The 22,241-nt window shown below is 71.0% G+C and carries 18 protein-coding genes and 2 tRNA genes; 12 read left to right on the forward strand and 8 right to left on the reverse strand.

Going from position 1 to position 22,241, the window contains the following annotated elements:
• Positions 1-30: 30 nt before the first annotated feature.
• Together pepN and FK219_RS09040 are read right to left on the reverse strand one after the other, a co-directional pair.
• Positions 31-2,574 carry an aminopeptidase N gene (gene pepN, locus FK219_RS09035; protein WP_152583790.1) on the reverse strand — a complete coding sequence of 848 codons (2,544 nt, stop codon included), beginning with the start codon at positions 2,572-2,574 and terminating at the stop codon, positions 31-33.
• 58 nt (positions 2,575-2,632) lie between these two features.
• Positions 2,633-4,543: an alpha-amylase family protein gene (locus FK219_RS09040; protein ID WP_328821661.1), complete on the reverse strand. Its 1,911-nt coding sequence runs from the start codon at positions 4,541-4,543 to the stop codon at positions 2,633-2,635.
• A 123-nt stretch (positions 4,544-4,666) separates the two neighbouring features.
• Here FK219_RS09040 and FK219_RS09045 point away from each other — a divergent pair, with 123 nt between their 5' ends.
• On the forward strand, positions 4,667-6,088 hold the full coding sequence (locus FK219_RS09045) for an NAD(P)/FAD-dependent oxidoreductase (RefSeq protein WP_152583792.1): 1,422 nt from the start codon (positions 4,667-4,669) through the stop codon (positions 6,086-6,088).
• Positions 6,085-6,432, forward strand: a complete 348-nt coding sequence (locus tag FK219_RS09050; RefSeq protein WP_152583793.1) for a cupin domain-containing protein — start codon at positions 6,085-6,087, stop codon at positions 6,430-6,432. Before FK219_RS09045 ends, FK219_RS09050 begins: the two co-directional genes overlap by 4 nt.
• Before the next feature lie 81 nt (positions 6,433-6,513).
• Here the strand turns inward: FK219_RS09050 and FK219_RS09055 are convergent, their stop codons facing one another.
• Entirely contained in the window at positions 6,514-7,290 is a 777-nt protein-coding gene (locus FK219_RS09055; protein ID WP_152583794.1) for an SDR family oxidoreductase, read from the reverse strand.
• Positions 7,291-7,380: 90 nt separating this feature from the next.
• Here FK219_RS09055 and FK219_RS09060 point away from each other — a divergent pair, with 90 nt between their 5' ends.
• The 3 genes from FK219_RS09060 (at position 7,381) to FK219_RS09070 (ending at position 10,480) form a co-directional block, all read left to right on the forward strand.
• Positions 7,381-7,866: a ribose-5-phosphate isomerase gene (locus FK219_RS09060; RefSeq protein ID WP_152583795.1), complete on the forward strand. Its 486-nt coding sequence runs from the start codon at positions 7,381-7,383 to the stop codon at positions 7,864-7,866.
• A 7-nt stretch (positions 7,867-7,873) separates the two neighbouring features.
• Positions 7,874-8,875, forward strand: coding sequence for an Fpg/Nei family DNA glycosylase (locus FK219_RS09065; RefSeq protein ID WP_152583796.1), 1,002 nt, complete (start codon positions 7,874-7,876; stop codon positions 8,873-8,875).
• A 108-nt stretch (positions 8,876-8,983) separates the two neighbouring features.
• Positions 8,984-10,480, forward strand: a complete 1,497-nt coding sequence (locus FK219_RS09070) for an amidohydrolase (protein ID WP_152583797.1) — start codon at positions 8,984-8,986, stop codon at positions 10,478-10,480.
• Positions 10,481-10,519: 39 nt separating this feature from the next.
• On the opposite strand, the gene FK219_RS09075 is transcribed toward FK219_RS09070, so the two are convergent.
• Both FK219_RS09075 and FK219_RS09080 read right to left on the reverse strand, forming a co-directional pair.
• The gene (locus FK219_RS09075; RefSeq protein ID WP_152583798.1) at positions 10,520-11,005 is read right to left on the reverse strand and encodes a Dps family protein; all 486 of its coding nucleotides are present in this window, start codon (positions 11,003-11,005) and stop codon (positions 10,520-10,522) included.
• A 151-nt stretch (positions 11,006-11,156) separates the two neighbouring features.
• A complete protein-coding gene (locus FK219_RS09080) occupies positions 11,157-14,786 on the reverse strand; it encodes an SCO7613 C-terminal domain-containing membrane protein (RefSeq protein ID WP_165638088.1) in 3,630 nt (1,209 codons plus the stop codon).
• Positions 14,787-14,948: 162 nt separating this feature from the next.
• On the opposite strand from FK219_RS09080, the gene FK219_RS09085 reads away from it, so the two are divergent.
• The 3 genes from FK219_RS09085 (at position 14,949) to FK219_RS09095 (ending at position 17,704) form a co-directional block, all read left to right on the forward strand.
• Positions 14,949-15,449 carry a sigma-70 family RNA polymerase sigma factor gene (locus FK219_RS09085; RefSeq protein WP_165638093.1) on the forward strand — a complete coding sequence of 167 codons (501 nt, stop codon included), beginning with the start codon at positions 14,949-14,951 and terminating at the stop codon, positions 15,447-15,449.
• Between the two features lie 48 nt (positions 15,450-15,497).
• Complete coding sequence (locus FK219_RS09090) at positions 15,498-16,895, forward strand: hypothetical protein (RefSeq protein ID WP_152583801.1); 1,398 nt, start codon at positions 15,498-15,500, stop codon at positions 16,893-16,895.
• A 116-nt stretch (positions 16,896-17,011) separates the two neighbouring features.
• Positions 17,012-17,704: a hypothetical protein gene (locus tag FK219_RS09095; RefSeq protein WP_165638094.1), complete on the forward strand. Its 693-nt coding sequence runs from the start codon at positions 17,012-17,014 to the stop codon at positions 17,702-17,704.
• A gap of 22 nt (positions 17,705-17,726) precedes the next feature.
• Here the strand turns inward: FK219_RS09095 and FK219_RS09100 are convergent.
• A tRNA-Gly gene (locus FK219_RS09100) sits at positions 17,727-17,800 on the reverse strand.
• Positions 17,801-17,958: 158 nt separating this feature from the next.
• On the opposite strand from FK219_RS09100, the gene FK219_RS09105 reads away from it, so the two are divergent.
• From FK219_RS09105 to FK219_RS09120, 4 genes are all read left to right on the forward strand, one after another.
• Positions 17,959-18,035 (forward strand) — tRNA-Pro (locus FK219_RS09105).
• 46 nt (positions 18,036-18,081) lie between these two features.
• A complete protein-coding gene (gene tig, locus FK219_RS09110) occupies positions 18,082-19,410 on the forward strand; it encodes a trigger factor (protein WP_152583802.1) in 1,329 nt (442 codons plus the stop codon).
• Positions 19,411-19,583: 173 nt separating this feature from the next.
• The gene (locus FK219_RS09115) at positions 19,584-20,174 is read left to right on the forward strand and encodes an ATP-dependent Clp protease proteolytic subunit (RefSeq protein ID WP_152583803.1); all 591 of its coding nucleotides are present in this window, start codon (positions 19,584-19,586) and stop codon (positions 20,172-20,174) included.
• An 18-nt stretch (positions 20,175-20,192) separates the two neighbouring features.
• Positions 20,193-20,852, forward strand: a complete 660-nt coding sequence (locus tag FK219_RS09120; RefSeq protein ID WP_152583804.1) for an ATP-dependent Clp protease proteolytic subunit — start codon at positions 20,193-20,195, stop codon at positions 20,850-20,852.
• Positions 20,853-20,929: 77 nt separating this feature from the next.
• Here FK219_RS09120 and FK219_RS09125 read toward each other — a convergent pair whose 3' ends face one another.
• Positions 20,930-21,517, reverse strand: a complete 588-nt coding sequence (locus FK219_RS09125) for a copper resistance CopC family protein (protein WP_152583805.1) — start codon at positions 21,515-21,517, stop codon at positions 20,930-20,932.
• A gap of 3 nt (positions 21,518-21,520) precedes the next feature.
• The gene (locus FK219_RS09130) at positions 21,521-22,231 is read right to left on the reverse strand and encodes a YcnI family copper-binding membrane protein (protein ID WP_152583806.1); all 711 of its coding nucleotides are present in this window, start codon (positions 22,229-22,231) and stop codon (positions 21,521-21,523) included.
• Positions 22,232-22,241 lie beyond the last annotated feature (10 nt).

The following is a 22,241-nucleotide window of genomic DNA, read 5'->3' on the forward strand; positions in this document are numbered from 1 at the left end:
CGCTCAGCCTACTCAGGCCGGTCAGAGAGCTCAGCCGCGCGCGTCGCGCTCCTGCGCCGCGATCGCCCGCTCGACGCCGGCGAGGTTCTCTGTCACGAGCCGACGCAGGGCCGGGATGCCCGGGTTCGCGTCGAGCCACGCCCGAGTCGCCTCGACGAGCGTCTGGTTCGCGAGGGCGGCCGGGTAGAGGCCGAGCACGAGGTACTCGGCGATCTTGTAGCTGCGGTCGTTCCAGATCGACGTGAGCGAGGCGAAGTACGGCTCGACGATGCTCTCGAACGCACTCGGGTCGTTGGCGTGCTGCCAGCCGAGGCACGTCATGCGCACGATCGCGTTGGGCATGCTGTCGTCGCTCACGAGGTGGTCGAAGATCGCGCGCTTGCTCGCGGCATCGGGCAGGGCTGCACGAGCGCGCGTGGCGGCCTGCTGGCCGTTCGATGTGTTGTCCTTCGCGAGCGCCGCGTCGATGTCGTCGCCCGTCGCCGCGCCCACGAGCGCGAGGCCCTCGAGCAGCAGCCAGTCGAGGTCGGTGTCGATCTCGAGCCCCGGCAGGGTGATCGAACCGTCGCGCAGACCGGCGAGCACCTCGCCGTGCGCGGGCGTCGCCGCGAGGTTCGCGAAGTACTGCACGAACTGGAACTGCGCGTCACTGCCGGCCTCGGCGCCCTGGGCGAGCTGCCACAGCGCGTCGGCGACCTCCTCGATCGTCGCCGCACGCGTCGTCGGCTCGACGTAGGTGCGCGCGACCGCGGCGAGCTGCATGAGGGTCGTGCGAATGGTCGTCGACTCGGTCTCGGTCGCGATGTTGTTCAGCACGAGGCGCACGTAGTCGCGCGCCGGAGTCTCGGCATCGCGCGTGGCATCCCATGCCGCGCCCCACACGAGCGCGCGGGCAAGCGGGCTCTCGATCGCCGCGAGGTGCTCGATCGCGACGGCGAGGGAGGCCTCATCGAGGCGGATCTTCGCGTAGGCCAGGTCGTCGTCGTTGAGGAGGACGAGTGCGGGGCGCGCGCGGCCGACGAGCTCGGGCACCTCGGTGCGCTCGCCATCGACGTCGAGCTCGTGGCGGTGTGTGCGCGTGAGCGCACCATCCTGCAGCTCGTAGAAGCCGATGGCCATGCGGTGCGGGCGGATCGTCGGGTAGTCATCTGCCGCGCTCTGCAGCACGGCGAAGCTCGTGATGGTGCCGTCAGCGTCGACCTCGAGCTCGGGGCGCAGGGTGTTGACGCCCGCGGTCTCGAGCCACTGCGTGCTCCATGAGCCGAGCTCGCGCCCGCTCGTCGTCTCGAGCTCGGTGAGGAGGTCCTTGAGCTCGGTGTTGCCCCAGGCGTGCTTCTGGAAGTACGCGGAGACCCCGTCGAAGAAGGCCTCGCGGCCGACCCACGCGACGAGCTGCTTGAGCACGCTGCCGCCCTTGGCGTAGGTGATGCCGTCGAAGTTGACCTGCACGTCCTCGAGGTCATTGATGGTCGCGACGACGGGGTGGGTGGAGGGCAGCTGATCCTGCTTGTATGCCCAGCTCTTCTCCATGGCCTGGAACGTCGTCCACGCCTCGGTCCACTCGGTGGCCTCGGCGGTCGCGATCGTCGACGCCCACTCGGCGAACGACTCGTTGAGCCACAGGTCGTTCCACCACTTCATGGTCACGAGGTCGCCGAACCACATGTGGGCGAGCTCGTGGAGGATCGTGACGACGCGGCGCTCCTTGATCGCGTCGGTGACCTTGCTGCGGAAGACATAGGTCTCGGTGAACGTCACCGCGCCGGCGTTCTCCATCGCGCCCGCGTTGAACTCGGGCACGAAGAGCTGGTCGTACTTGTCGAACGGGTACGGCACACCGAACTGCTCTTCGTAGTAGACGAAGCCCTTGCGCGTGATGTCGAAGATGTAGTCGGCGTCGAGGTACTCGAAGAGCGAGGCGCGCGCGTAGATGCCGAGCGGGATGGTGCGGCCGTCGCTGCTGACGAGCTCACTGTGGACGCTCTCGTAGGGGCCTGCGATGACGGCGGTGATGTAGCTCGAGACGGGCTGGGTCGGCTCGAAGACGGTCGTCGCCGCGTCGCCGGCTTCGGTACGCGTGGCGACGGGATAGTTCGACACGACGACCCAGTTCTGCGGCGCCGTGACGGTGAAGTGGAAGGTGGCTTTGAGGTCGGGCTGCTCGAAGACCGCGAAGACGCGGCGGCTGTCAGGCACCTCGAACTGCGAATAGAGGTAGACCTCGCCGTCGACGGGGTCGACGAAGCGGTGCAGGCCCTCGCCTGTGTTGGTGTACTCGTGGTCGGCGACGACGGTGAGAACGTTGTGCTCGGCGAGATTCGGCAACTGGATGCGCGTGCCGTCGGCGACCTCGCTGGGGTCGAGCTGCTCGCCGTTGAGCTCGACGCTGTGCACGGTGCGGGTGATCGCGTCGATGAACGTACTCGTGCCGGCCGTCGCGGTGAACGTGACCGTCGACGTCGAGCGGAACACCTCGTCCCCGGTCGTGAGGTCGAGGGCGACCTGGTAGCTCTCGGTCTCGAGAATGCTCTTGCGCTCGTGCGCTTCGGCGCGGGTCAGGTTGTCTCCGGGCACGGGTGTGGCCTCCTTCGGCTGCAGGGCGATGCGCGGTTCGTGGCCGCACCGGCCCAGCCTAGCGGCGCGTACCGTCGGGGCCGCTGATGGGGGCAGTCTCGGCGGGCTCGAGCGCGACGCGCAGCCACGTGAACCCGTGGGCCGCGATCGTGAGCCCGCGACGGAGGTCGAGGCGCTCGCCGGTGAGCACGTCGAGCGCGCTCGAGGGCAGCCCTGAGAGCGTGAGCGGGTCGATGCGGGCGGGCTCGTCGCCGACGTTCGCGAAGCACACCACGAGGGTGTCGACGCCCTCGTGCGACCCCGGCCGTTGGTACCCCACGACGCTCGGCACCTTCGCGTCGAAGCCGATGAGGGTGCCGCCGGCGAACTCCGGCGTGCGGGCGCGCAGCTCGATGAGGGCCCGCAGACGCGAGTAGAGCATCCCGGGTTCGGTCGTCGGGTTCAGCCGCTGCGCGTAGCGGTCGGCGGGGTAGTGGGGGCGGTGCGCCCAGCGGCTGTCCTCCGCGTGGCCCGGTTCCTCGGCCCAGTCGGGGTCGTTGAGCTGCCCGACCTCGTCGCCGAGGTAGAGCAGGGGCACGCCGCCGGTCGAGAGCACGATCGAGTGGGCGAGCAGGATGCGGTCGAGCCCGCCAGCATCGCCGATCTCGAGGCCCGCGAGGGATGCCGTCGTGCCCGAGATGCGGCAGTCGCCCGTGGCCGGGTTGTCCTGGAAGGGGATGCCGCGGGCGAAGCTGCCGGGGAACCGCCCGACGTAGAAGTTGTTGAGGAAGCGCCGGTGCTCGAAGCCGTCGATGCCGAGCTCGGCGGCGTCCTCATCGGCGAAGGTCCATCCGATGTCGTCGTGGCTGCGCACGTAGTTGACCCACGCCGTGCCCGGTGGCAGGGCGTGCCGGCGGTCGAGCGCCTGCTGCAGCAGACGGCCGTCGCGCGTCGCGAGCGAGTTCCAGATGAGCGCCATCTGCAGGGGGTTGTAGCTGAGTTGGCACTCCTCGAGCGAGATGTATTCGGCGACCTGGTCGGGGTGCACGATGGCCTCCGACTTGAACAGCAGCGCGGGCGCGGCGATGCGGCACACGGCGTTGAAGGCCTGCAGCAGCAGGTGCGCTTCGGGCAGGGATTCGCTGCTCGTGCCGAGCTGCTTCCAGATGAAGGCGACCGCGTCCATGCGCAGAATCTCGACACCCTGGTTGGCGAGGAAGAGCATTTCGCCCGCCATGGCCCTGAACACCGCGGGGTTGGAGTAGTTGAGGTCCCACTGGAAGGAGTGGAAGGTCGCCCACACCCAGCGCCCGCTGCCGTCCGGCATCGGGACGAACGAGCCGGGGTGGTCGTCGGGGAAGATCTCGCGAACCGTCTGCTCGTACTGGTCGGGCATCGTGCGGTCGGGGAAGATCCAGTAGTAGTCCTCGAACTCCTTCTCGCCGGCGAGCGCGCGCTGCGCCCACTCGTGCTCGTTCGAGGTGTGGTTGAAGATGAAGTCGACGACGAGGGCGATGCCGTTCGCGCGCAGGTCGGCCGCGAGCGCCGTGAGCTGCGCCATGTCCCCGAGTGCGGGGCTCACCTCGCGGTAGCTCGACACCGCGTAGCCTCCGTCGCTGTTCTCCTCGGGGGCCAGGAAGAGCGGCATGAGGTGCAGGTAGGTGAGGCCCAGTTCGCGGAAGTACGGGATGCGCGCGCGCACGCCCTCGAGATCGGTCGCGTACCGGTCCACGTAGCAGACGCCCCCGAGCATGCGGCCCGCGAGGAACCAGTCGGGGTCCTCCTCGCGGGTCGCGTCGAGCGCACGCAAGTCGGCGGGGCGCTCCTGCCAGGACTCGGCGAGCTGCACGAGCAAGGCCGTCAGGTGCTGGTTCGTGCGGTCTGAGTCGCCGTAGACGCGCGTGAAGAGGCTGGTCAGGCGGGGCAGCTCGCGCTCGACGCGGGCGGTGAAGCGGGCCCACTCCTGCTCCGTGGTCTCGGGGCGGCGCACCTCGTCGAGCGCGCGCGGCCGGTTCTGCAGGGGCGGCACGGGTGTAAGTCTAGGTCGGCGCCGGGGGAGCATCCCGCCCAGCACTGTGTTGTCCAGGTGGACAACGCGTGCGACGATAGAGGCATGGCCACGACAGTCTTCGAGCGCGCCCGCCCCGATGCCCGCCTCATCGCCGATGCCCTCGAGGGCTCGCGACTCTCCCCGTTCTGGCTCGAGGACCTGCCAGAACGGCCGGCGCTGCCGACCCTCGACGGGAGGGTGCATGCCGACCTCGCGATCGTCGGCGGCGGCTACACGGGGCTCTGGACGGCCCTGCTCGCGAAGGAGCGCGACCCGAGCACGCGCGTCGTGCTCGTCGAGGGCAAACGCGTCGGCTGGGCGGCGAGCGGCCGCAACGGCGGCTTCGTCGAGGCGAGCCTCACCCACGGCGAGAAGAACGGCGAGGCGCGGTTCCCCACCGAGCTCGAGACGCTTGACCGCCTCGGCATGGAGAACCTCGACGCGATAGAGAGCACCGTGCGCGATCGGGCCTGGGCCTGCGACTTCGAGCGCGTCGGCTCCTTCGCCGTCGCGACCGAGCCGTACCAGGTGGCCGAGCTCGCCGCGGCGCACGACGGCGAGACCGAGCGGTTCTACGACGACGCCGCCATGCGCGAGCAGGTGCACTCGCCCACCTACGAGGGCGGGCTGTGGTCGACGCGCGACACTGCGCTCGTGCACCCCGGCAAGCTCGCCGACGCGCTGCTGCGAGCGTGCCTCGATGCCGGCGTCGAGGTGTTCGAGCACTCCGCCGTCGGTGGTCTGCGTGCGGAGGCAGACGGGGTCGAGCTGAGCATCCTCGCCGGAGGGGTTCTGCGTGCCGACCGTGTCGCGCTCGCGACCAACGCCTTCCCCTCCCTCCTCAAGCGCTACCGTCTGCACACCGTGCCCGTGTACGACTACGTGCTCATGACGGAGCCCCTGACCGACGCGCAGCTCGCCTCGATCGGGTGGGAGGGGCGGCAAGGCATCGCCGACAGCGCCAATCAGTTCCACTACTACCGGCTGAGCGCCGACAATCGCATCCTGTGGGGCGGTTACGACGCCATCTACCACTTCGGTGGGCGTATCAGGCCCGCGTACGACGACCGCCGCGAGAGCTTCGAGACGCTCGCGAGCCACTTCTTCACGACCTTCCCGCAGCTCGAGGGCGTGCGGTTCAGCCACCGCTGGGCGGGCGTCATCGACACCTCCAGCCGGTTCTGCGCGTTCCACGCGACCGCGCACGGGGGGCGCGTCGCGTACTCGGCGGGCTTCACGGGCCTCGGGGTCGCCGCGACGCGGTTCGCCGCCAACGTCATGCTCGACCAACTGGCCGGCGAGCAGACCGAACGCACCTCTTTGCGCATGGTGAACGAGCTGCCGCTGCCGTTCCCGCCCGAGCCCGCGACCTATCCGGCGGTGCAGTCGGTGCGCTGGGCGCTCGACCGCGCCGACCACCGCGAGGGTCGCCGCAATCTTTTCCTTCGCACGCTCGACGCAGTAGGGCTAGGGTTCGATTCGTGACCCGTCTACCGCTCGACGCCGCGACCGTGCTGCAGGCACTGTCCATCGAGCTCGAGCACGAGCCCGTCGACGCCGATCAGGTCGTCTCGGGCAGCCCGACGACCGGTATCGCGGCGCTCGCCGAGCTCGACGACATCGAGATCGGGGTGTGGGAAATCACCCCCGGCATCGTGACCGATGTCGAGGTCGACGAGGTGTTCGTCGTGCTCAGCGGTCACGCGACCCTGCGACGCGAGGACGGCAGCGAGTCTGAGCTCGTCGCCGGCACGGTCGGCCGTCTCGAGGACGGCGAGGAGACCGAGTGGGAGGTGCACGAGACGCTGCGCAAGATCTACATCGCGTAGCGCCCCGTTCGTGCGCCAACTAGCGCCGGCCAATATCCCGATCGGCCAGCGGTGGTCAGCATCCGTCCCTCTGACGGAGCTCTAGAACGTCGAATCCCCCCGGATGACGACGTCGCTGCCTCCGTCGACGAAGACGATCTGACCGCACAGGTGGGTGTTCTCGACACTCACGAGGTAGGCGAGCAGGTTCGACACTGCCGCCGGTTCGGCGATGCCGTTGAGCGGCATCGGCACCATCTCGAGCAGGCCCTTCGTCGCCTCCTCGGTCGCCGTCAGGTCGGCCGTCATGGGCGTGCGGATGACGCCCGGCGCGACCGCGTTGAGCGGAATGCCCGCCCCCGCCCAGTCGCTTGTCGCCGCGTTCTGGCGAATCCAGCGCACGAGCGCCCGCTTGGTCGAGCCATAGATGAGCGCACCTTGCTCGGCGTCGAGGAGCTCTTGCGTGCGGTGCAGCGCGGCCTTCTCGTCGTGCGCGAGGCACGCATCGACGAGCTCGTCGTCGACGGGGAAGAGCGAGGCCATGGATGCCGTGGCCACCGCTCGCGGAGCATCCGAGCCCGCCAGCAGCGGGCGCAGCCCCTCGAGTGTCGCGATGGCGCCGAAGTAGTTCACGGCGACGGTTGCGACGGATTCCGTCGCGAGCCCCGCGTTGGCGACAACGGCGTCGATCGTGCCGCCGCTGAGCCGCGTGACCTCGGCCACGAGGGCGTCGCGGCCCTCGTGCGTGGTGAGGTCGGCGGTGACGTCGGCGTCGTGCAGGTCGACCCCGATGATGGTGTGGCCCTGGCCGCGCAGAAGCTCGGCGAGTGCGGCGCCGATGCCGCTCGCCGCGCCGGTGATGACGTAGGTGCGAGTCATGAGGTGACTCCTTTCGTCTCGATGCGCCCCACGGTGTCACCCCTGCCCTCGCGCGTCCAGGGCCTTTCGTCCCGGCCTAGAATCGAGGCCATGCGCATCCACGTCGCCACCGATCACGCCGGCCTCGAGCTCAGTGCCACGGTGCGCGCCCACGTCGCGGCGCAGGGGCACGAGGTCGTCGACCACGGGCCGGTCGAATACGACGCTCTCGACGACTACCCGAGCTTCTGCATCAATGCCGCCCGCGCCGTCGCGCGCGACCAGGCGGCCGGGGTGGAGGCGCTCGGCGTCGTCTTCGGCGGGTCGGGCAACGGCGAGCAGATCGCGGCGAACAAGGTGCAGGGCATCCGGGCCGCGCTCGTCTGGAGCGAGGCGACGGCGAGCCTCGCGCGCGAGCACAACGACGCGAACGTCATCGCGGTGGGCGCGCGCCAGCACGCCGTCGACGAGGTTTTGCGCCTGATCGATGTCTTCGTCGCGACACCGTTCCCCGGTGAGGAGCGTCACGCGCGCCGCATCGCGCAGCTCGCCGAGTACGAGTCGACGGGCGCGATCGCCGGCCACGAGATCCACTGACGCCGCCGTGCCCGAGGGTCATTCCGTTCATCGCATCGCGCTGCAGTTCGCGCGGCACTTCGTAGGCGAGCGCGTGAGCACGAGCTCTCCGCAGGGCCGGTTCGTCGAGGGAGCGGGGCTCCTGGATGGCCGCACGATGACGGCCTCGCGCGCAGTCGGCAAGCAGCTGTTCCTCGAGTTCGACGAGGCGCTCTACCTGCGCGTGCACCTCGGCATCTACGGGGCGTGGGATTTCGCCGGCTCGATCGAGCAGGATCCGGTCACGCGGTCGGCGCGCGGCCGCATGGGCCAGACGGGCCAGCACGGCGTCGTCGATGACGACGAGGATGCTCCGGGCACCGTCGTCGGCGAGCACGAGGATTCGCTCGCCTCGATCGGGGCGCCGCGCCGCGCCCGCCTGCGCATGGGCGAGGAGTCGAGCTCGACGGAGGCGCTCGAGTCGTTCCCCGCCGAGCCCGTCGGTCAGGTGCGCGTGCGCCTGCTCACCGAGCGTGCGGTCGCCGACCTGCGCGGCCCGACGGCGTGCGAAGTGCTGGATGCCGCCGCCGTGCAGGAGGTCATCGACCGTCTGGGGCCCGACCCTCTTGTGGACGACCCCGACGAAGGGGAGGAGCGCATGCTCGAGCGCGTGCGCCGTCGCCGCGTGCCGATCGGCCTGCTGCTCATGGATCAGTCGGTCGTGAGCGGCATCGGCAACGTTTATCGCGCCGAGTTGCTGTTCCGGGCGCGGCTCGACCCGCACACGCCCGGCGCGAGCCTGCCGGAGGACGTCATTCGCGAGCTGTGGCGCGACTGGCGGTACCTGCTCGGCGTCGGCGTCGAGACGGGCCAGATGCTCACGATGGACGGCCTCGACGAGGATGCCCAGCGGCGAGCCCGCCGCAGCCGCGCCGACCGGCACTGGGTCTACAAGCGGGAGGGCCTGCCATGCCGCAACTGCGGCACGCACGTCGTGCTCGAGCTCGCCGCGGCCCGCAAGCTCTACTACTGCCCGTCGTGCCAGCAGTGACTCTGGAGCGGGCACTCAGCGATGGCGCGGGCGACCCCACGCGTGCGGGTAGTGTCGTCGCGGAACGCCACGTGACGATCTCCCGAGACCGGCCAGAGAGGACAGTGCATGATCCGCGCGATTCTTAACGCGCGACCGCTGGGCGGTCACGACCCGATCGACGTCACGATCGTCGACGGCGTCATTGCGAGCATCGCACCCGCGGGCACGGTCGCTGCACGCGACTTCGCCGAGGGCGAGGCGGTCGACGTCGAGGGGCGCTGGCTGCTGCCCGGCCTGTGGGACGAGCACGTGCACTTCACGCAGTGGGCGCAGCACCTCACCCGTCTCGACCTCTCCGGTGCCGAGACGGCCGCCGAGGCGGTCGCGATCGTGCGCTCGGCGATCGTGCACGGCGAGTTCGAGGACGAGTCGGTCATCATCGGCGGCGGCTTCCGCGACGGCCTGTGGCCGGACGAGCCGACGGCGGAGCTGCTCGACACTGTCGTGCCCGACCGGCCCGTCGTTCTCATCAGCGGTGACGTGCACTGCGCGTGGCTCAACACTCTCGCGCTCGAGCGCTACGGCTTCGACTCGCCCGATGGCATCCTCCGCGAGGAGGAGGCTTTCGCGGTCACGGCGATGATCGACGCCTCCACGAACGAAGAGCTCGACCGCTGGGTCGCGCAGGCCGCGGCCGACGCGGCAGCCCGCGGCGTCGTCGGCATCGTCGATCTGGAGATGCGCTGGAACCACGCCGACTGGCAGCGGCGCGTCGCCGAAGGCTTCGACACCCTGCGCGTCGAGTTCGGCATCTACCCGGACGACCTGGATCGGGCGATCGAGGCCGGGCTGCGCACGGGCGACAGCGTGGGAGGCACGGTCTCGGTCGGCCCGCTCAAGGTCATCACCGACGGCTCGCTCAACACGCGCACGGCGTACTGCTGCGACCCCTACCCCGAGGAGGCGCCGAACCCGTACGGGCGACTGCTCGTGCCGCCGTGCGACCTGCAGCCGATGCTCGTGAAGGCCCGCGACGCGGGGCTCGCGGCGACGGTGCACGCGATCGGCGACGCGGCCAATCGCCTGGCGCTCGACGCCTTCGCCGCGCTCGGCGGCGGGGGGCGCATCGAGCACGCGCAACTCGTGCACGAGGCCGATGTGCCGCGGTTCGCCGCTCTCGGGGTCACGGCGAGCGTGCAGCCCGAGCACCTTCTCGATGATCGGGATGTCGCGGCTCACTACTGGCGCGGTCGCACCCAGCGTGCGTTCGCCGTGCGCTCGCTCATCGACGCCGGCGCCCACGTCGTGCTCGGCTCGGATGCTCCCGTGGCGAACCTCGACCCGTGGCGGGCGATCGCGGCCGCGACGACGCGCACGCGCGACCATCGCGAGCCGTTCCACCCCGAGCAGTGCATCAGCGTCGTGGAAGCGATCGGATGCTCGACGCGCACGCGCGTCGAGGTCGGCGAGCCCGCCGATCTCATCGCCGTCGAGTTCGACCCGCTCGAGGCGGACGAAGCGCTGCTGCGCACGATGCCGGTGGCGCTCACGCTGCTCGGTGGGCGCGTGACGTTCAGCATCATCGACACGGTGCGCACGCCGATCGAGGTTGTCGAGCTCTGAACCGACGAACCCGGCCGCCGCGCTCGCGCGGCAGCGGCGCTACTCGGCGATGTGCGAGTAGAGGAACCAGCGGTCCTGCTCGAGACCGTTCGTGATCGCGATCGCGATGTCCTGGCTGACCGGGTCGATCTCCTCGAGACCCTCGATCGCGGCGCGCAGGCTCACGAGCGTCGCGTCGATGCCCGCGATGATGTCGGCGATGAGCACGTCGGTCTTCTGAAAGCCGGCCGTGACGCCGGGCACGGTCGCCTTCTGCGCGATCGTGGCGGTGCGCGCGTCGAGCGGCAGTCCGAGGGCGGCGACGCGCTCGGCCGCGAGGTCGGTCCACTCGCGCGTGTGCTCGACGAGCGTGTCGAGCAGCTCGTGCACGGGCTGGAAGTTGCTGCCCCGCACGTGCCAGTGCGCCTGCTTGCCCTCGAGGGAGAGGGCGGTCAGGTCGATGACGATGGGGGTGAAGTACTGGGCGACTCCAGAGGTGAGGGCGGGATCCTTCGCGCCCTTGGGGGCGTCGGCGACGGTGGTCATGGAAACTCCTCCTTGTGTAGGGGTCGTGTGCTGTCTCACCGTAGAACAGCGCCCTGAGTGCATCCATTCCACCGTCAGGCGGCGTTCAGGTTCGCCGCCCGGCCACGCCGGTAAGGGCAGGGCGACGCCGGTCAGCGCAGGTCGAGGCCCGTCAGCGCAGGTCGGCGATGCGGCGCGCGACGGCACGCACGTTCTGCACGCGGCGCTCGTAGCGGGCGGCGAGCAGCACGACGACGATGCCCGCGAGGCCCAGCCAGATCCACCACTCGACCGCGCGGCCGACCTGCTCCAGCAACGGCCAGGACTGCACGAGCAGGTGCGTGAGCAGCACGGTACCGCCGAGTACGAAGGGCGCCTGCAGTCGTCGCTGCAGGGCGAGCACGAACACGAGAGCAGCGACCGCGCCGAGGGCGATCGCGCGCCACAGCGGTTCGCCGGCGCCATCGATCGCGAGCAGGGAGGGAACGAGCAGAGCGAGGATGCCCGGCCCGAGCCACGGCCAGCTGCGGGCCCTCTCCTCCCGGCCCAGCTGCAGCGTGCCGATGCCGAGCAACGCGAACGCGAGCGGCACGCTCACGAGCTCGACAGGCTGCACGGCGTTGAGCACGCCGGCGAGCGCGGCGACGGCGGCCGCGAGCCCAGCAGCGGTCGCGGCGACCGCGAGCCGCGTGCGGGTCGCGGCGGCGAACCACGCGAGGAGGGCGAGCGCTGCGAGTACGGCGACGAGCAGCACGATGCGCACCTGCTCGAGAGCGGGGAGTGCCGCTCCGCCGGCCGAGCCCAGGAGCTCTCCCAGGCGCACGACCTGTGCGGCCGCCACGAGCGCGACGCTGCCGAGCCCGACGACGACCATACCGAGGGCGAGCCCGCGGAAGGCCGCGTCGAGTCGGTGCCCGATCGTCAGCGGCAGCACCGCGAGCACCGCTCCGAGAGCACCGACGACGATGAGGCGCCAGGGCTCATCGACGCCGCTCACGGCGGCGAGCGGCAGGAGTGCGAGGCCTAGGGCCGCGCTCGCGACGATCGCGACGCCCGCCGTGGTGCCGCGACCGGCGCGGGCGATGAGCGCGGCGATGAGCAGTAGGGCGCCCGAGACGGGCAGCACGAAGGCCTCGAGCCGGGTGAACTCGGAGTCGAGCAGCAGCGTCCACAGCGCCGCGGTCGCGAGGGCGACCGCGAGCCAGCCGAGGTGGCGCCGCGGGCTCGACGACCCCACGAGCCCGCCGGCGCTCGTCGCCGTGAGCACTGTCACGGCGGCGGCGACGAGCAGGGCGAGGGCCGCCGACGCGGGGGCAGTCTCGGCGAGGTCGAGCAGCGCGAGCGCGAGCACCGTGGCACCGACGGCGCCGATGGCGATGTCGGTCGCGAGCCGCAGCCGGGCATCCTCTCGCTGTCTCCCGCTCACGGCGAGGGCGATCGCCGCAACGATGACGAGGGTCGAGAGGGCGAGCGGGAGCGTGAGGTCGGCCAGACCGCGGTCGTCGGCGAGGGCGATGCCGCCCCGCACGACGACGAGAGGGATGGCGATGCGCGCCGCCCACTGCTCGATGCGGTGGCCGCGCGCGCCGAGCACGGTCAGCGCGCCGAGCAGCGCGGCGATTGCCGCGACGTACGGCACCGCGGCCTCGGGGTCGAGCGCGAGTGCGAGCAGAGCACCTGCGAGGGCCACGCCCCCCGCGGCGAGGCGCTCGACGGGCTCGAGGCGCCCGAGCGCGACGGCCAGCAGGAGCACCGTGGCGAGCAGCAGGGCGACGGTCGACACGCCCCAGTCGAGACCGACACGCGTCAGCTCCGACTCGACCGCGCCCGCGACGCCGACCACGAGGGCGGCCGCGACACCGAGGCTGAGCCCGCGCACCCACCGGTGCGCGATCGTGGTGCGGGCGAGCAGCATGGCCAGGAGCGCGATCGTGAGCCCGAGCATCCAGCCGCGCTGCACCGCCCAGCCGATCGCGAAGGCGCCGAACGCAGAACCGATGATGAGGGGGGCGAGCGTGGCCACAAGCGCGCCTCGGTCGTCGTCGCTCGCCGCGGGCAGACCCGCTCGGAGCGCTACGACGCCGCCGACCGACAGTACGGCGAGCAGCAGCATGACGAGCCACCAGGGGCCTGCGAGCGGCACGGCGAGCACGATGATGACGGCGAGTGCGGGGCCGAGCGCGCGAGCGCGCGACCGCAGGCGACCCACGCTCGCCCAGCTCGCCGCGAGCAGGCCCGCACTGAGGGCGAGCGCGCCCAGAGCCGCGAGCACGGCGGGCTCGGGCGTCGCGACGGCTCCGCTGACGGAGCCGGGCAGCACGCGGATGCCCGCGGTCGCGGCCTCCGCGAACGCCGATGCGGCGACGAGGCCCGCGAGGGCGGCCGCGATAACTGCCGCCACGGCGGCCGCGATCGTGCCGCTCGCGAACCCGGTGCGCCAGACGCCGGGCACACTCGAGCGGCGCCACAGCTGCTCGCCGACGACGGCGATCACCACCGCGGCGAGCAGGGGCATGCTGACGGTCGCGCGATCCTGGTCGACGCGCAGCGTCGTCGCGAGCACGCCCACGAGCACCGCGAGGGCGCTGCCGGCTCCGAGCGCGGCGGCCGTGAGGCTGTCGAGCGCGCGGCGGCGCTCGCCTGACTCGAGCGCGAGCGGGGCGAGGTGCGCGGCGGCGAGACCACCGAGCGCGAGGCCGCCGAGCAGCGGTGCGAAGCGTTCTGCGGGCAGCAGGTCGACGAGACTGACGAGCGCGACGCTCGCGGCGAGTGCGCCGACGGACCGCGCGACGATGTGCGCGGCCCGACGGGTCGCGGGGCGGTGGCGAGAGGCGACACCACCCGAGAGCCCTGCGGTGCCGACCGCGGCGAGCGCGCCCAGGAAGGCGGCGAGCAGCTCCCCGGCGTCGCTCGAGAACGGAGCGCTCAACTGCACCACGAGCTCGGCGGTCGCGAGCCCCGCGCCGATCGGCAGCAGCGCCGCGGCGGCGACGGCCGGGCTCGCCAGGCACCCCCAGCGCGACCAGCCGGCGGCGACGACCCCGACGATGAGCAGGGCGACGCCCCAGTAGCCGCGCTCCGGCAGGGAGCCGAGGCCAGCCGGGTCATTGAGGCGCAGCGCCCACGCGTCGAGCACGAGCACGATCGTGCCGAGCGCGGCGATGCCTTCCGCGGTCGCGGTGAGACCACGCCGCGAGAGCACGGCGGCGGCGGCGAGCGTCGCGAGGGTGCCGGCGCCGATGATGAGCATGCGCACGGTCTCGCCGTACGTCACGAAGGCGTAGACGAGGCCGAAGACGGCGAACACCGCGAGCAGCGAGATGCCGACGACGACGAGGGCGATCTGGATGCTCGAGCGGCGCTTTCCGGTGGGTCCGGTCGCGGTGGGCGCGGGCGTGGGGCTGCTCGGTGCCGGTGCCGGAGCCGGTGCCGGAGCCGGTGCCGCGGCCGACGCCGCGGGCGTCGTGCTCATGGCAGCCGGTGCCGGTGCCGGCGCTGGGGCCGGCGGCTCGACCGCGGCCGGCCCCGCCGCTGCGCGCTGCGCCGTCTCGCGTCGGATGCGCCCGACGAGGTCGGCGCGAGCATCCAGATCATCGGCGATGCGCGTCGAGAGCGCGGCGAGCTCGGCCGTCGCCGGGTGGGTGAGGTCGAGGCCGCACGTGCCGCACGTCGTGCTGCGCAGCACGGCGAAGCACGCGGGGCACGTCCTCGTCGACCGCAGGTCGGCGGGCGTGCGCGGAAACCGCATCGTGCCGGCCCAGAACCTGTCGGGGCGTGCGCCGCCGCCACCGGAGTCGCTCATACGCACACCGTACTGGCACCACGTCCCGCACCAGCAGACCCCTCCCCAGCGCGCAGCGCGCGCCGAGGCGGGGTGCGTGCCCCACCCGGGGGAGCCGCAGACGATCGACACGCGAAAAACGTTGGGTCGCGCCCGGCGGTGCGGGGTCGTCAGAATGGCGGCATGACGGTCAGCCGCGCGCAGTTCGCCGCGCTCTACGAGCAGTACCTGCCGGCGGTGAGCGCCTACCTGCGGCGCCGCGTCGAGCGCGACGACGTCGACGATCTCGCGGCCGACGTCTTCGCGGTCGCGTGGCGCAAGCGCGACGCGGTCGCACCGGGGGAGGAGCTGCCGTGGCTGTACCGCATCGCCGGCTACCTCGTCGCGAATCACCGGCGCCGCCTCGCCGCACGAGCTTCCGTGCTCGGCTGGTTCGCCGTGCCCGACTCCGCACCGGCCGCCGACGCCGCCCTCGACGGGGACCCGGCGCTCGCCGCGGCGTGGGCCTCGCTGAGCGCGACCGAGCGCGAGGTGCTCGCCCTCGTCGTGCTCGACGACCTCGCGGTCGCGGATGCGGCGGTCGCGCTCGGGGTCACGCCGAACGCCGTGAGCGTACGGCTGCATCGCGCGAAGAAGTCGCTCGCAGCGGCGCTGGGCGCATCCGGCGATTCTGACCCTGCCTGACTGCGCCGCGCGGTGAAAGATCCATCGGCGCCGCGACATAAACCAGGTATGAACGATTCTTCTGAGAACCTGTCGCAGCGTCTGCGCCGCTCCTTCGCGAGCGAGAACAGCACCGATGTGTCGCCTGACCTGTCCCCTGACGTGGTGCACGGCGCAGCTGACCGGCGTGCGCCGCGCCTCGTGAACCACGGGCGCGTGACGCGAGCCGCGAGCCTCTCCGTCTCGGCGGTCGCCGCCGTCGCGGTCGGCGCCCTCGTCGTCGCGAATCCGTTCGCGCCGCAGCCGCTCTTCACCGCGGCAGGCACGGGCACCGCGAGCGCGCTCTCGGCGGCGTCGGAGTCGGCCGACGCCGACCTGCGCATCGCGCAGTGGATCGACTACGAGTACCTGCCGGGTGACGGGCTGTCGACGAGCGGCGGGCGCGGTTCGGTGTACGCCCTGCAGCGCACCGGCAGCCCCGAGAGCGTGCTCGCTGACGTCTCGGCGCGCTACGGCGTCGAGGGTGCCGCGGAGCGCACCGAGTACTTCGACGAGCAGTACCCGAGCTACGTGGTCGGGCCGGAGGACGGCTCGGCGCCGTCGGTGACGATCTCGTGGGTGGGCACGGCCAACTGGTGGTTCAGCAACCCGGGCGGCTACCCGCAGGTGACTCGTGACGACGAGACCGAGTTCGTCGAGCCGCGGCTCGAGGATTCGCTCGCACCCGGCGAGGCGGAGGCGCGCTCGCTCGCGCACGAGGCCTTCACGGCGACGGGTCTCGAGGTCGCGCCGGGCGACATCACCGTCACGGTCGACCCCTACCAGACGATGGCGAGCGCCTACCTGACGGTCGACGGCGTCGCGACGGCGCTCGACTGGGGCATCGCGTGGTCGGCGCAGACCGGTGAGCTCGTGTGGGCGTACGGTCACGCGATCGAGGTCGTCGAGCGCGGCACCTTCGACACGGTGTCGGCGGTCGCGGCGGTCGACCGCTTGAGCGACTGGCGCTGGTTCGGCGCCGCCGGCCCCGACTACCAGGGCGGCTACAGCATCCTGGCGGCCGAATCGGGCGTCGCGCGCGACGCGATCGACGGCGGGGCGGATGCTCCCGTCTCGTCGCCCGAGGGCTCCGAGCCGGGCGAACCAGGAGTGGGCGAGCCGGTGCCGGCCGAACCGACCGAGCCCGGCGAGGGCGAGCCGATCCCGACCGAGCCGGAGCCCCTACCCGAGCCGCTGCCCGAGCCCGAGACGGTCACCGTGACGGTCGAGGACGCGGAGGCGACGCTGCTGCTGCTGTGGGATGCCGAGGGCAACGCCTGGCTCGTCCCGGGCTACGCGATGCAGCAGCCGGAGGGCTGGTGGAACGCGGTCGTGTCTCTCGTGGAGGGTGTCATCGCCCTGCCCGAGCCGATCGACCCGGGCATGATCGAGCCTGGCATCATCGAGCCTGCGCCCGCCGAGCAGTAGTCGCGCGGGCTTCGGTCACTCATCGCTATCCGTCGCAGCAAGGCCGTGCATCCCGTGCACGGCCTTGCTAGCGTGTCCGGTTCAGGGCCGCGATACGACGACTGAGGTGACGTTCGATGACGACGCGACGCACGCGGCCAGGCCGCGCGACCACGGCAGCAGCTCTCCTGAGCGGGGTGATGATCGCGTCCCTCGCCGGGTGCTTCCCTGTCGGCCCGGGGGTGGGCGGCGACGGCACGGACGGCGAACCGCTCGTGACTCCCGACGACTCGAACGGCGGGACCGACGACGCGGAGTCGAGCCCCGACTGGCTCGACGAGTCCGATCCGCAGGCCCGCGCAGAGGGCTGCCTCGTGGGCACGTGGACTCTCGACAACGAGGCGTGGGGCGCCGAGGTCATGTCGCTGCCGGAGTTCGCGGGCGGCACGGCGACGTTCTCGGGCGAGAAGGTGCTCGACTGGTCGGCAGACGGCGCCTACGAGATGCGCGCCGACGAGCACACGATGGACGCTCGCGTCGTGGGCAACGGCGCGGATGCCGACGTGCAGATCGTCTTCGACGGGGTCGAGGGCGGCACATGGACCGCGTCGGGCGACACGCTCTTCGCGATGGACCCCTCCGGCGAGGACTTCACGACGACCGTCAGTGCGGAGATCGACGGTCAGTCGGTGCAGGTCGAGGCGCGCGAGATCGCGACCGATGCCTGGAGTGGCAGCCTCGAGGTCGACTGCCAGGTCGACACGCTCGCGACGACGACGACCGAGGAGTCCGACGGCCAGGTGCTGACCGCAAACTGGACCCGCGACTAGCCAGCGTTTCGCCGGCTGGTGATGGAGGGGCTGACGAGAATCGAACTCGCATCATCTGTTTGGAAGACAGAGGCTTTACCACTAAGCTACAGCCCCGAGATTGGCAGGTTTCCGCCAGTATTTCGGTATCTGGTGCCCAGCGTAACGCATGCGACCCAGCGCTCGGCGGTAGCCCTCCACTACTCGGCTAGACTTGCCGAGGCCATTTTTCGTAGCGACCTGCGTCGTGACGCGCTTGGTCACGGTCACGGTCGCGGGGCGTAGCTCAGCTTGGTAGAGCGCCCGCTTTGGGAGCGGGAGGCCGCAGGTTCAAATCCTGTCGCCCCGACCACGCCCGCACGACGCCCACATGACGTCCACACATTCAGGAGATCCTTTTGGTTCAGTCCACGGCCACGAAGCTCAGCCCCACCCGCGTCAAGCTCGCCATCACGGTGACACCGGAAGAGCTGAAGCCGAGCATCGAGCACGCCTATAAGCACATCGCCGAGTCGGTGACGATTCCCGGCTTCCGCAAGGGGAAGGTGCCGCCGCCCATCATCGACCAGCGCGTCGGTCGTGGTGAGGTGCTCAACCACGCTGTCAGCGAGGGTCTCGACAAGTTCTACCGCGACGCGATCGCCGAGCAGGGCTTGCGGGCCCTCGGCCGCCCGAGCGCCGACGTGAAGGAGTGGCCGAGCGAGAAGGACTTCTCCGGCGACCTGCAGGTCGAGGTCGAGGTCGACGTGCGGCCCGAGTTCGACATCCCCGCCTATGACGGCATGACGATCGAGGTCGAGGCGACCGAAGTCAGCGACGAGGAGGTCGAGGAGGAGCTGCAGAACCTGCGCAGCCGCTTCGGCACGCTCGTGACCGTGGACCGCCCGGCGACGACCGGCGACTTCGTGCAGCTCGACCTCGTCGCGAGCGTCGAGGGCAACACGGTCGACACCGCCAGCTCCATCTCCTACGAGGTGGGCTCGGGCGAGCTCATCGAGGGCATCGACGAGGCCGTCGAGTCGCTCACCGCGGGCGAGACGACCACGTTCGAGTCGAAGCTGCTCGGCGGCGAGCACGAAGGCAAGATGGCGCAGATCGAGGTCACCATCCAGTCGGTGAAGGAGCGCGAGCTTCCCGAGGCTGACGATGACTTCGCGCAGATCGCGAGCCAGTTCGACACGATCGGCGAGATGAAGGATGACCTGCGCACGCAGCTCGCCCAGCAGAAGTCGTTCGGCCAGGGTGCTGAGGCACGCGACAAGCTGCTCGCGGCGATGCTCGAGCAGGTCGAGATTCCCGTTCCGGACTCGCTCATCGAGGGCGAAGTGCACCGCCACCTCGAGAACGAGGACCGCCTCGAGGACGACGCGCACCGCGCCGAGGTCACCGAGTCGACGACGACGACGTTCCGCAACCAGATCTTCCTCGACGCTCTCGCCGAGAAGGAGGAGGTCAAGGTCAGCCAGGACGAGCTCACCCAGTACCTCATCCAGGGTGCGCAGCAGTACAACATGGAGCCCGGCGAGTTCATCAAGATCCTCGACCAGAACGGGCAGATCCCCGGCATGGTCGGCGAGGTCGCCCGCTCGAAGGCGCTCTCCGTCGCCCTCAGCAAGGTCAGCGTCGTCGACTCGAAGGGCAAGCCCGTCGATCTGACCGCATTCACGGCGGCCGCGACCGCGCCCGTCGCCGAGAGCGGCGACGACCACGAGGGGCACGACCACTAGTAGTCACCTCCGCGCGCAGCGCGGTCACGAGGGGCTCGGCGCCGCAGGTGCCGGGCCCCTCGTGCATCCCGAACCCGGCGCAGGCGCGCCGCTCTCTGCCCACGGCGAACATGACGGATGCGGCGGGCCGCCTCGCGTAGATTCGAAGCACGAGACGAACAGGAGCTCCCCACATGGCCGAACCGACACTGCCCAACAGTGTTTTTGACCGACTGCTCAAAGACCGCATCATCTGGCTCGGGTCAGAGGTGCGCGATGAGAATGCCAACGAGATCGCCGCGAAGCTGCTCTTGCTCGCCGCGGAGGACCCTGACAAAGACATCTACCTCTACATCAACTCGCCCGGCGGCTCGGTCACCGCGGGCATGGCGATCTACGACACGATGCAGTTCGTTCCCAACGACATCGTCACCGTCGGCATCGGCATGGCCGCGTCGATGGGCCAGCTGCTGCTGACCTCCGGCACGAAGGGCAAGCGGTACATCACGCCCAACGCGCGCGTGCTGCTGCACCAGCCGCACGGCGGCTTCGGCGGCACCTCGAGCGACATCCAGACGCAGGCGCAGCTCATCAACGACATGAAGACGCGCCTCGCCGAGATCACCGCCGAGCAGACCGGCAAGACGGTCGAGCAGATCAACAAGGACGGCGACCGCGACCGCTGGTTCAGCGCGCAGCAGGCCCTCGAGTACGGCTTCGTCGACCACATCCGCTCCTCCGCGAGCGACGTCGTCGGCGGCGGCGGCACCGAGCACGGCAAGTAAAGGACGGATACGGACACCATGGACACGCCCACTTTCTCCGCAGGCCAGCCCGCCATGCCGAGCAGCCGCTACATCCTCCCCAGCTTCGAGGAGCGCACCGCCTACGGCTACAAGCGGCAGGACCCGTACGCGAAGCTCTTCGAGGACCGCATCATCTTCCTCGGCGTGCAGGTCGACGACGCGTCGGCCGACGATGTCATGGCGCAGCTGCTCGTGCTCGAGTCTCAGGACCCCGACCGCGACATCGTCATGTACATCAACAGCCCCGGCGGCTCGTTCACGGCCATGACGGCGATCTACGACACGATGCAGTACATCCGCCCGGAGATCCAGACGGTCGTGCTCGGTCAGGCCGCCTCGGCCGCGGCCGTGCTGCTCGCGGCGGGCTCACCGGGCAAGCGCCTCGCTCTGCCCAACGCGCGCGTGCTCATCCACCAGCCTGCAACGGGCGACGCCGGCCGCGGCCAGGCGAGCGACATCGAGATTCAGGCGCGCGAGATCGCCCGCCTGCGCGAGTGGCTGGAGGAGACTCTCTCGAAGCACTCCAACAAGACGGTCGAAGAGGTCAACAAGGACATCGACCGCGACAAGATCCTCATCGCGCAGGAGGCGCTCGAGTACGGTCTCATCGACCAGGTGCTCACGAGCCGCAAGAACCAGCCGGCCCTCGCCTCGTAACGAGGCGTCGCCACGAGCGCGGGCCCCGCATCCCTGGATATTTCGGGATGCGGGGCTCGCCTCGTTCTGCGGCTCAGTCAGCCGCGCCGGCGACGCGCCAGCCACACGGCGACGCCTGCGCCGACCGCGAGCAGCACGATCACGCCGCCGATGACGGCGACCGTGCCGAGCACGGCGGCCGACTCGTCGCCGGTTGCCGGGTCCTCGCCGCCGCTCGCCGCCGCGGGCTCCTCGCCGCACGTGGGCGGCACCGGCGCACCGGCGCTCGCCTCCGCGCCCGCTGCGGGCTCGTAGCGGAACTCGAGCGTGTCGGACAGAGTGTGGCCGTCGGCCGAGACGTACTGGAAGGCCATCGTGTAGTCCCCGGCCTCGCCGAGCGCCGCAGGTGTCGACATCGACGGGCCGCCCACGTCGACGCAGCCGTCGCCGTAGAAGAGCCCGCTGCCGTCGGTCACCTGGATCGCGAACCCCGCGCCCTCGCCTCCCACGTCGAGCATCGCCTCGTTCGTCGTCACGACGAAGAACTCGGGAACCTCGGTGAGGGTCTCGCCCTCCTCGGGCGTCGTCGACACGACGGCGTTGTGGGCTGAGGCGGGCAGGGCGGACCCCGCCACGAGGGCGAGGCCCAGCCCGAGAGATGCCAGGGGAGCGGAAGCGCGGCGCATCGTCTACTGCCCCGCGGTCGTGCGCGCGGTGCGGCGGGTGAGGATCGCCGCGGTGATGCCGCCGGCGCCGATGAGGATGCCGAGGGCGCCGAGCACGCGGGCGAGCACGTCGGGCTGCGTGGTGCTCGCGACAGCCTCCGACTCCGTTCCCGCGGTCTCCGCGGTCGTCTCCTCCGCGTCGCTGTGGCTGCCGCCGTGGGCGTCGCCCGTGGAGGCGGCAAGGGTCACGAGCGGAGCATCCTCGCCCTCCCACACAGCAGTGCCCTCGTCGCACGTCTGCGTGACCGGGAACTCGACCGTGTCGCCGGCCTCCCCGTCGGGCAGCCGCAGGGAGAGCTCGAACGCGTCGCGGAAGCCGTCCTCCAGGCCGCCCGTCGTCGAGGTGTAGACGATCTGGCCGATGCGCTCCGTGACCGGCTCGGCGCCTTCGGCCGCCTCGAGCGGCTCGTCGAGCGGCACCATGACCTTTTCGACGCTCCACAGCGGGTTGATGCTCGGCGTGACGCTCGGGATCGACTCGGGAATGTCGATCGTCACGACCTGCGTGGGCGATCCCTCGCAGCCGTGCGGCACCGAGAAGGTGACGACGGTGTAGGAGCCGGCGGCGTCGCTCGTGGCGGTCGCCGAGACGTGCGCCTGGGCGGCGACCGGTGCGGCGAGGGCGAGCAGGCCGCCCGCGAGTGCGGCGGCGGTGATGCGGGTGCGGTTCTTCATGGTGGGTCCT

Source organism: Microcella pacifica, from assembly GCF_009371975.2.
GTDB lineage: Bacteria > Actinomycetota > Actinomycetes > Actinomycetales > Microbacteriaceae > Microcella > Microcella pacifica.

Bases quoted from the DNA above. Each gene is read 5' to 3' on its own strand.
- FK219_RS09045 (WP_152583792.1), top strand. From the start codon at position 4,667: ATGGCCACGACAGTCTTCGAGCGCGCCCGCCCCGATGCCCGCCTCATC.
- FK219_RS09055 (WP_152583794.1), bottom strand. From the start codon at position 7,290: ATGACTCGCACCTACGTCATCACCGGCGCGGCGAGCGGCATCGGCGCC.
- FK219_RS09060 (WP_152583795.1), top strand. From the start codon at position 7,381: ATGCGCATCCACGTCGCCACCGATCACGCCGGCCTCGAGCTCAGTGCC.
- FK219_RS09070 (WP_152583797.1), top strand. From the start codon at position 8,984: ATGATCCGCGCGATTCTTAACGCGCGACCGCTGGGCGGTCACGACCCG.
- FK219_RS09075 (WP_152583798.1), bottom strand. From the start codon at position 11,005: ATGACCACCGTCGCCGACGCCCCCAAGGGCGCGAAGGATCCCGCCCTC.
- FK219_RS09080 (WP_165638088.1), bottom strand. From the start codon at position 14,786: ATGAGCGACTCCGGTGGCGGCGGCGCACGCCCCGACAGGTTCTGGGCC.
- FK219_RS09085 (WP_165638093.1), top strand. From the start codon at position 14,949: ATGACGGTCAGCCGCGCGCAGTTCGCCGCGCTCTACGAGCAGTACCTG.
- FK219_RS09090 (WP_152583801.1), top strand. From the start codon at position 15,498: ATGAACGATTCTTCTGAGAACCTGTCGCAGCGTCTGCGCCGCTCCTTC.
- FK219_RS09095 (WP_165638094.1), top strand. From the start codon at position 17,012: ATGACGACGCGACGCACGCGGCCAGGCCGCGCGACCACGGCAGCAGCT.
- FK219_RS09115 (WP_152583803.1), top strand. From the start codon at position 19,584: ATGGCCGAACCGACACTGCCCAACAGTGTTTTTGACCGACTGCTCAAA.
- FK219_RS09120 (WP_152583804.1), top strand. From the start codon at position 20,193: ATGGACACGCCCACTTTCTCCGCAGGCCAGCCCGCCATGCCGAGCAGC.
- FK219_RS09125 (WP_152583805.1), bottom strand. From the start codon at position 21,517: ATGCGCCGCGCTTCCGCTCCCCTGGCATCTCTCGGGCTGGGCCTCGCC.
- FK219_RS09130 (WP_152583806.1), bottom strand. From the start codon at position 22,231: ATGAAGAACCGCACCCGCATCACCGCCGCCGCACTCGCGGGCGGCCTG.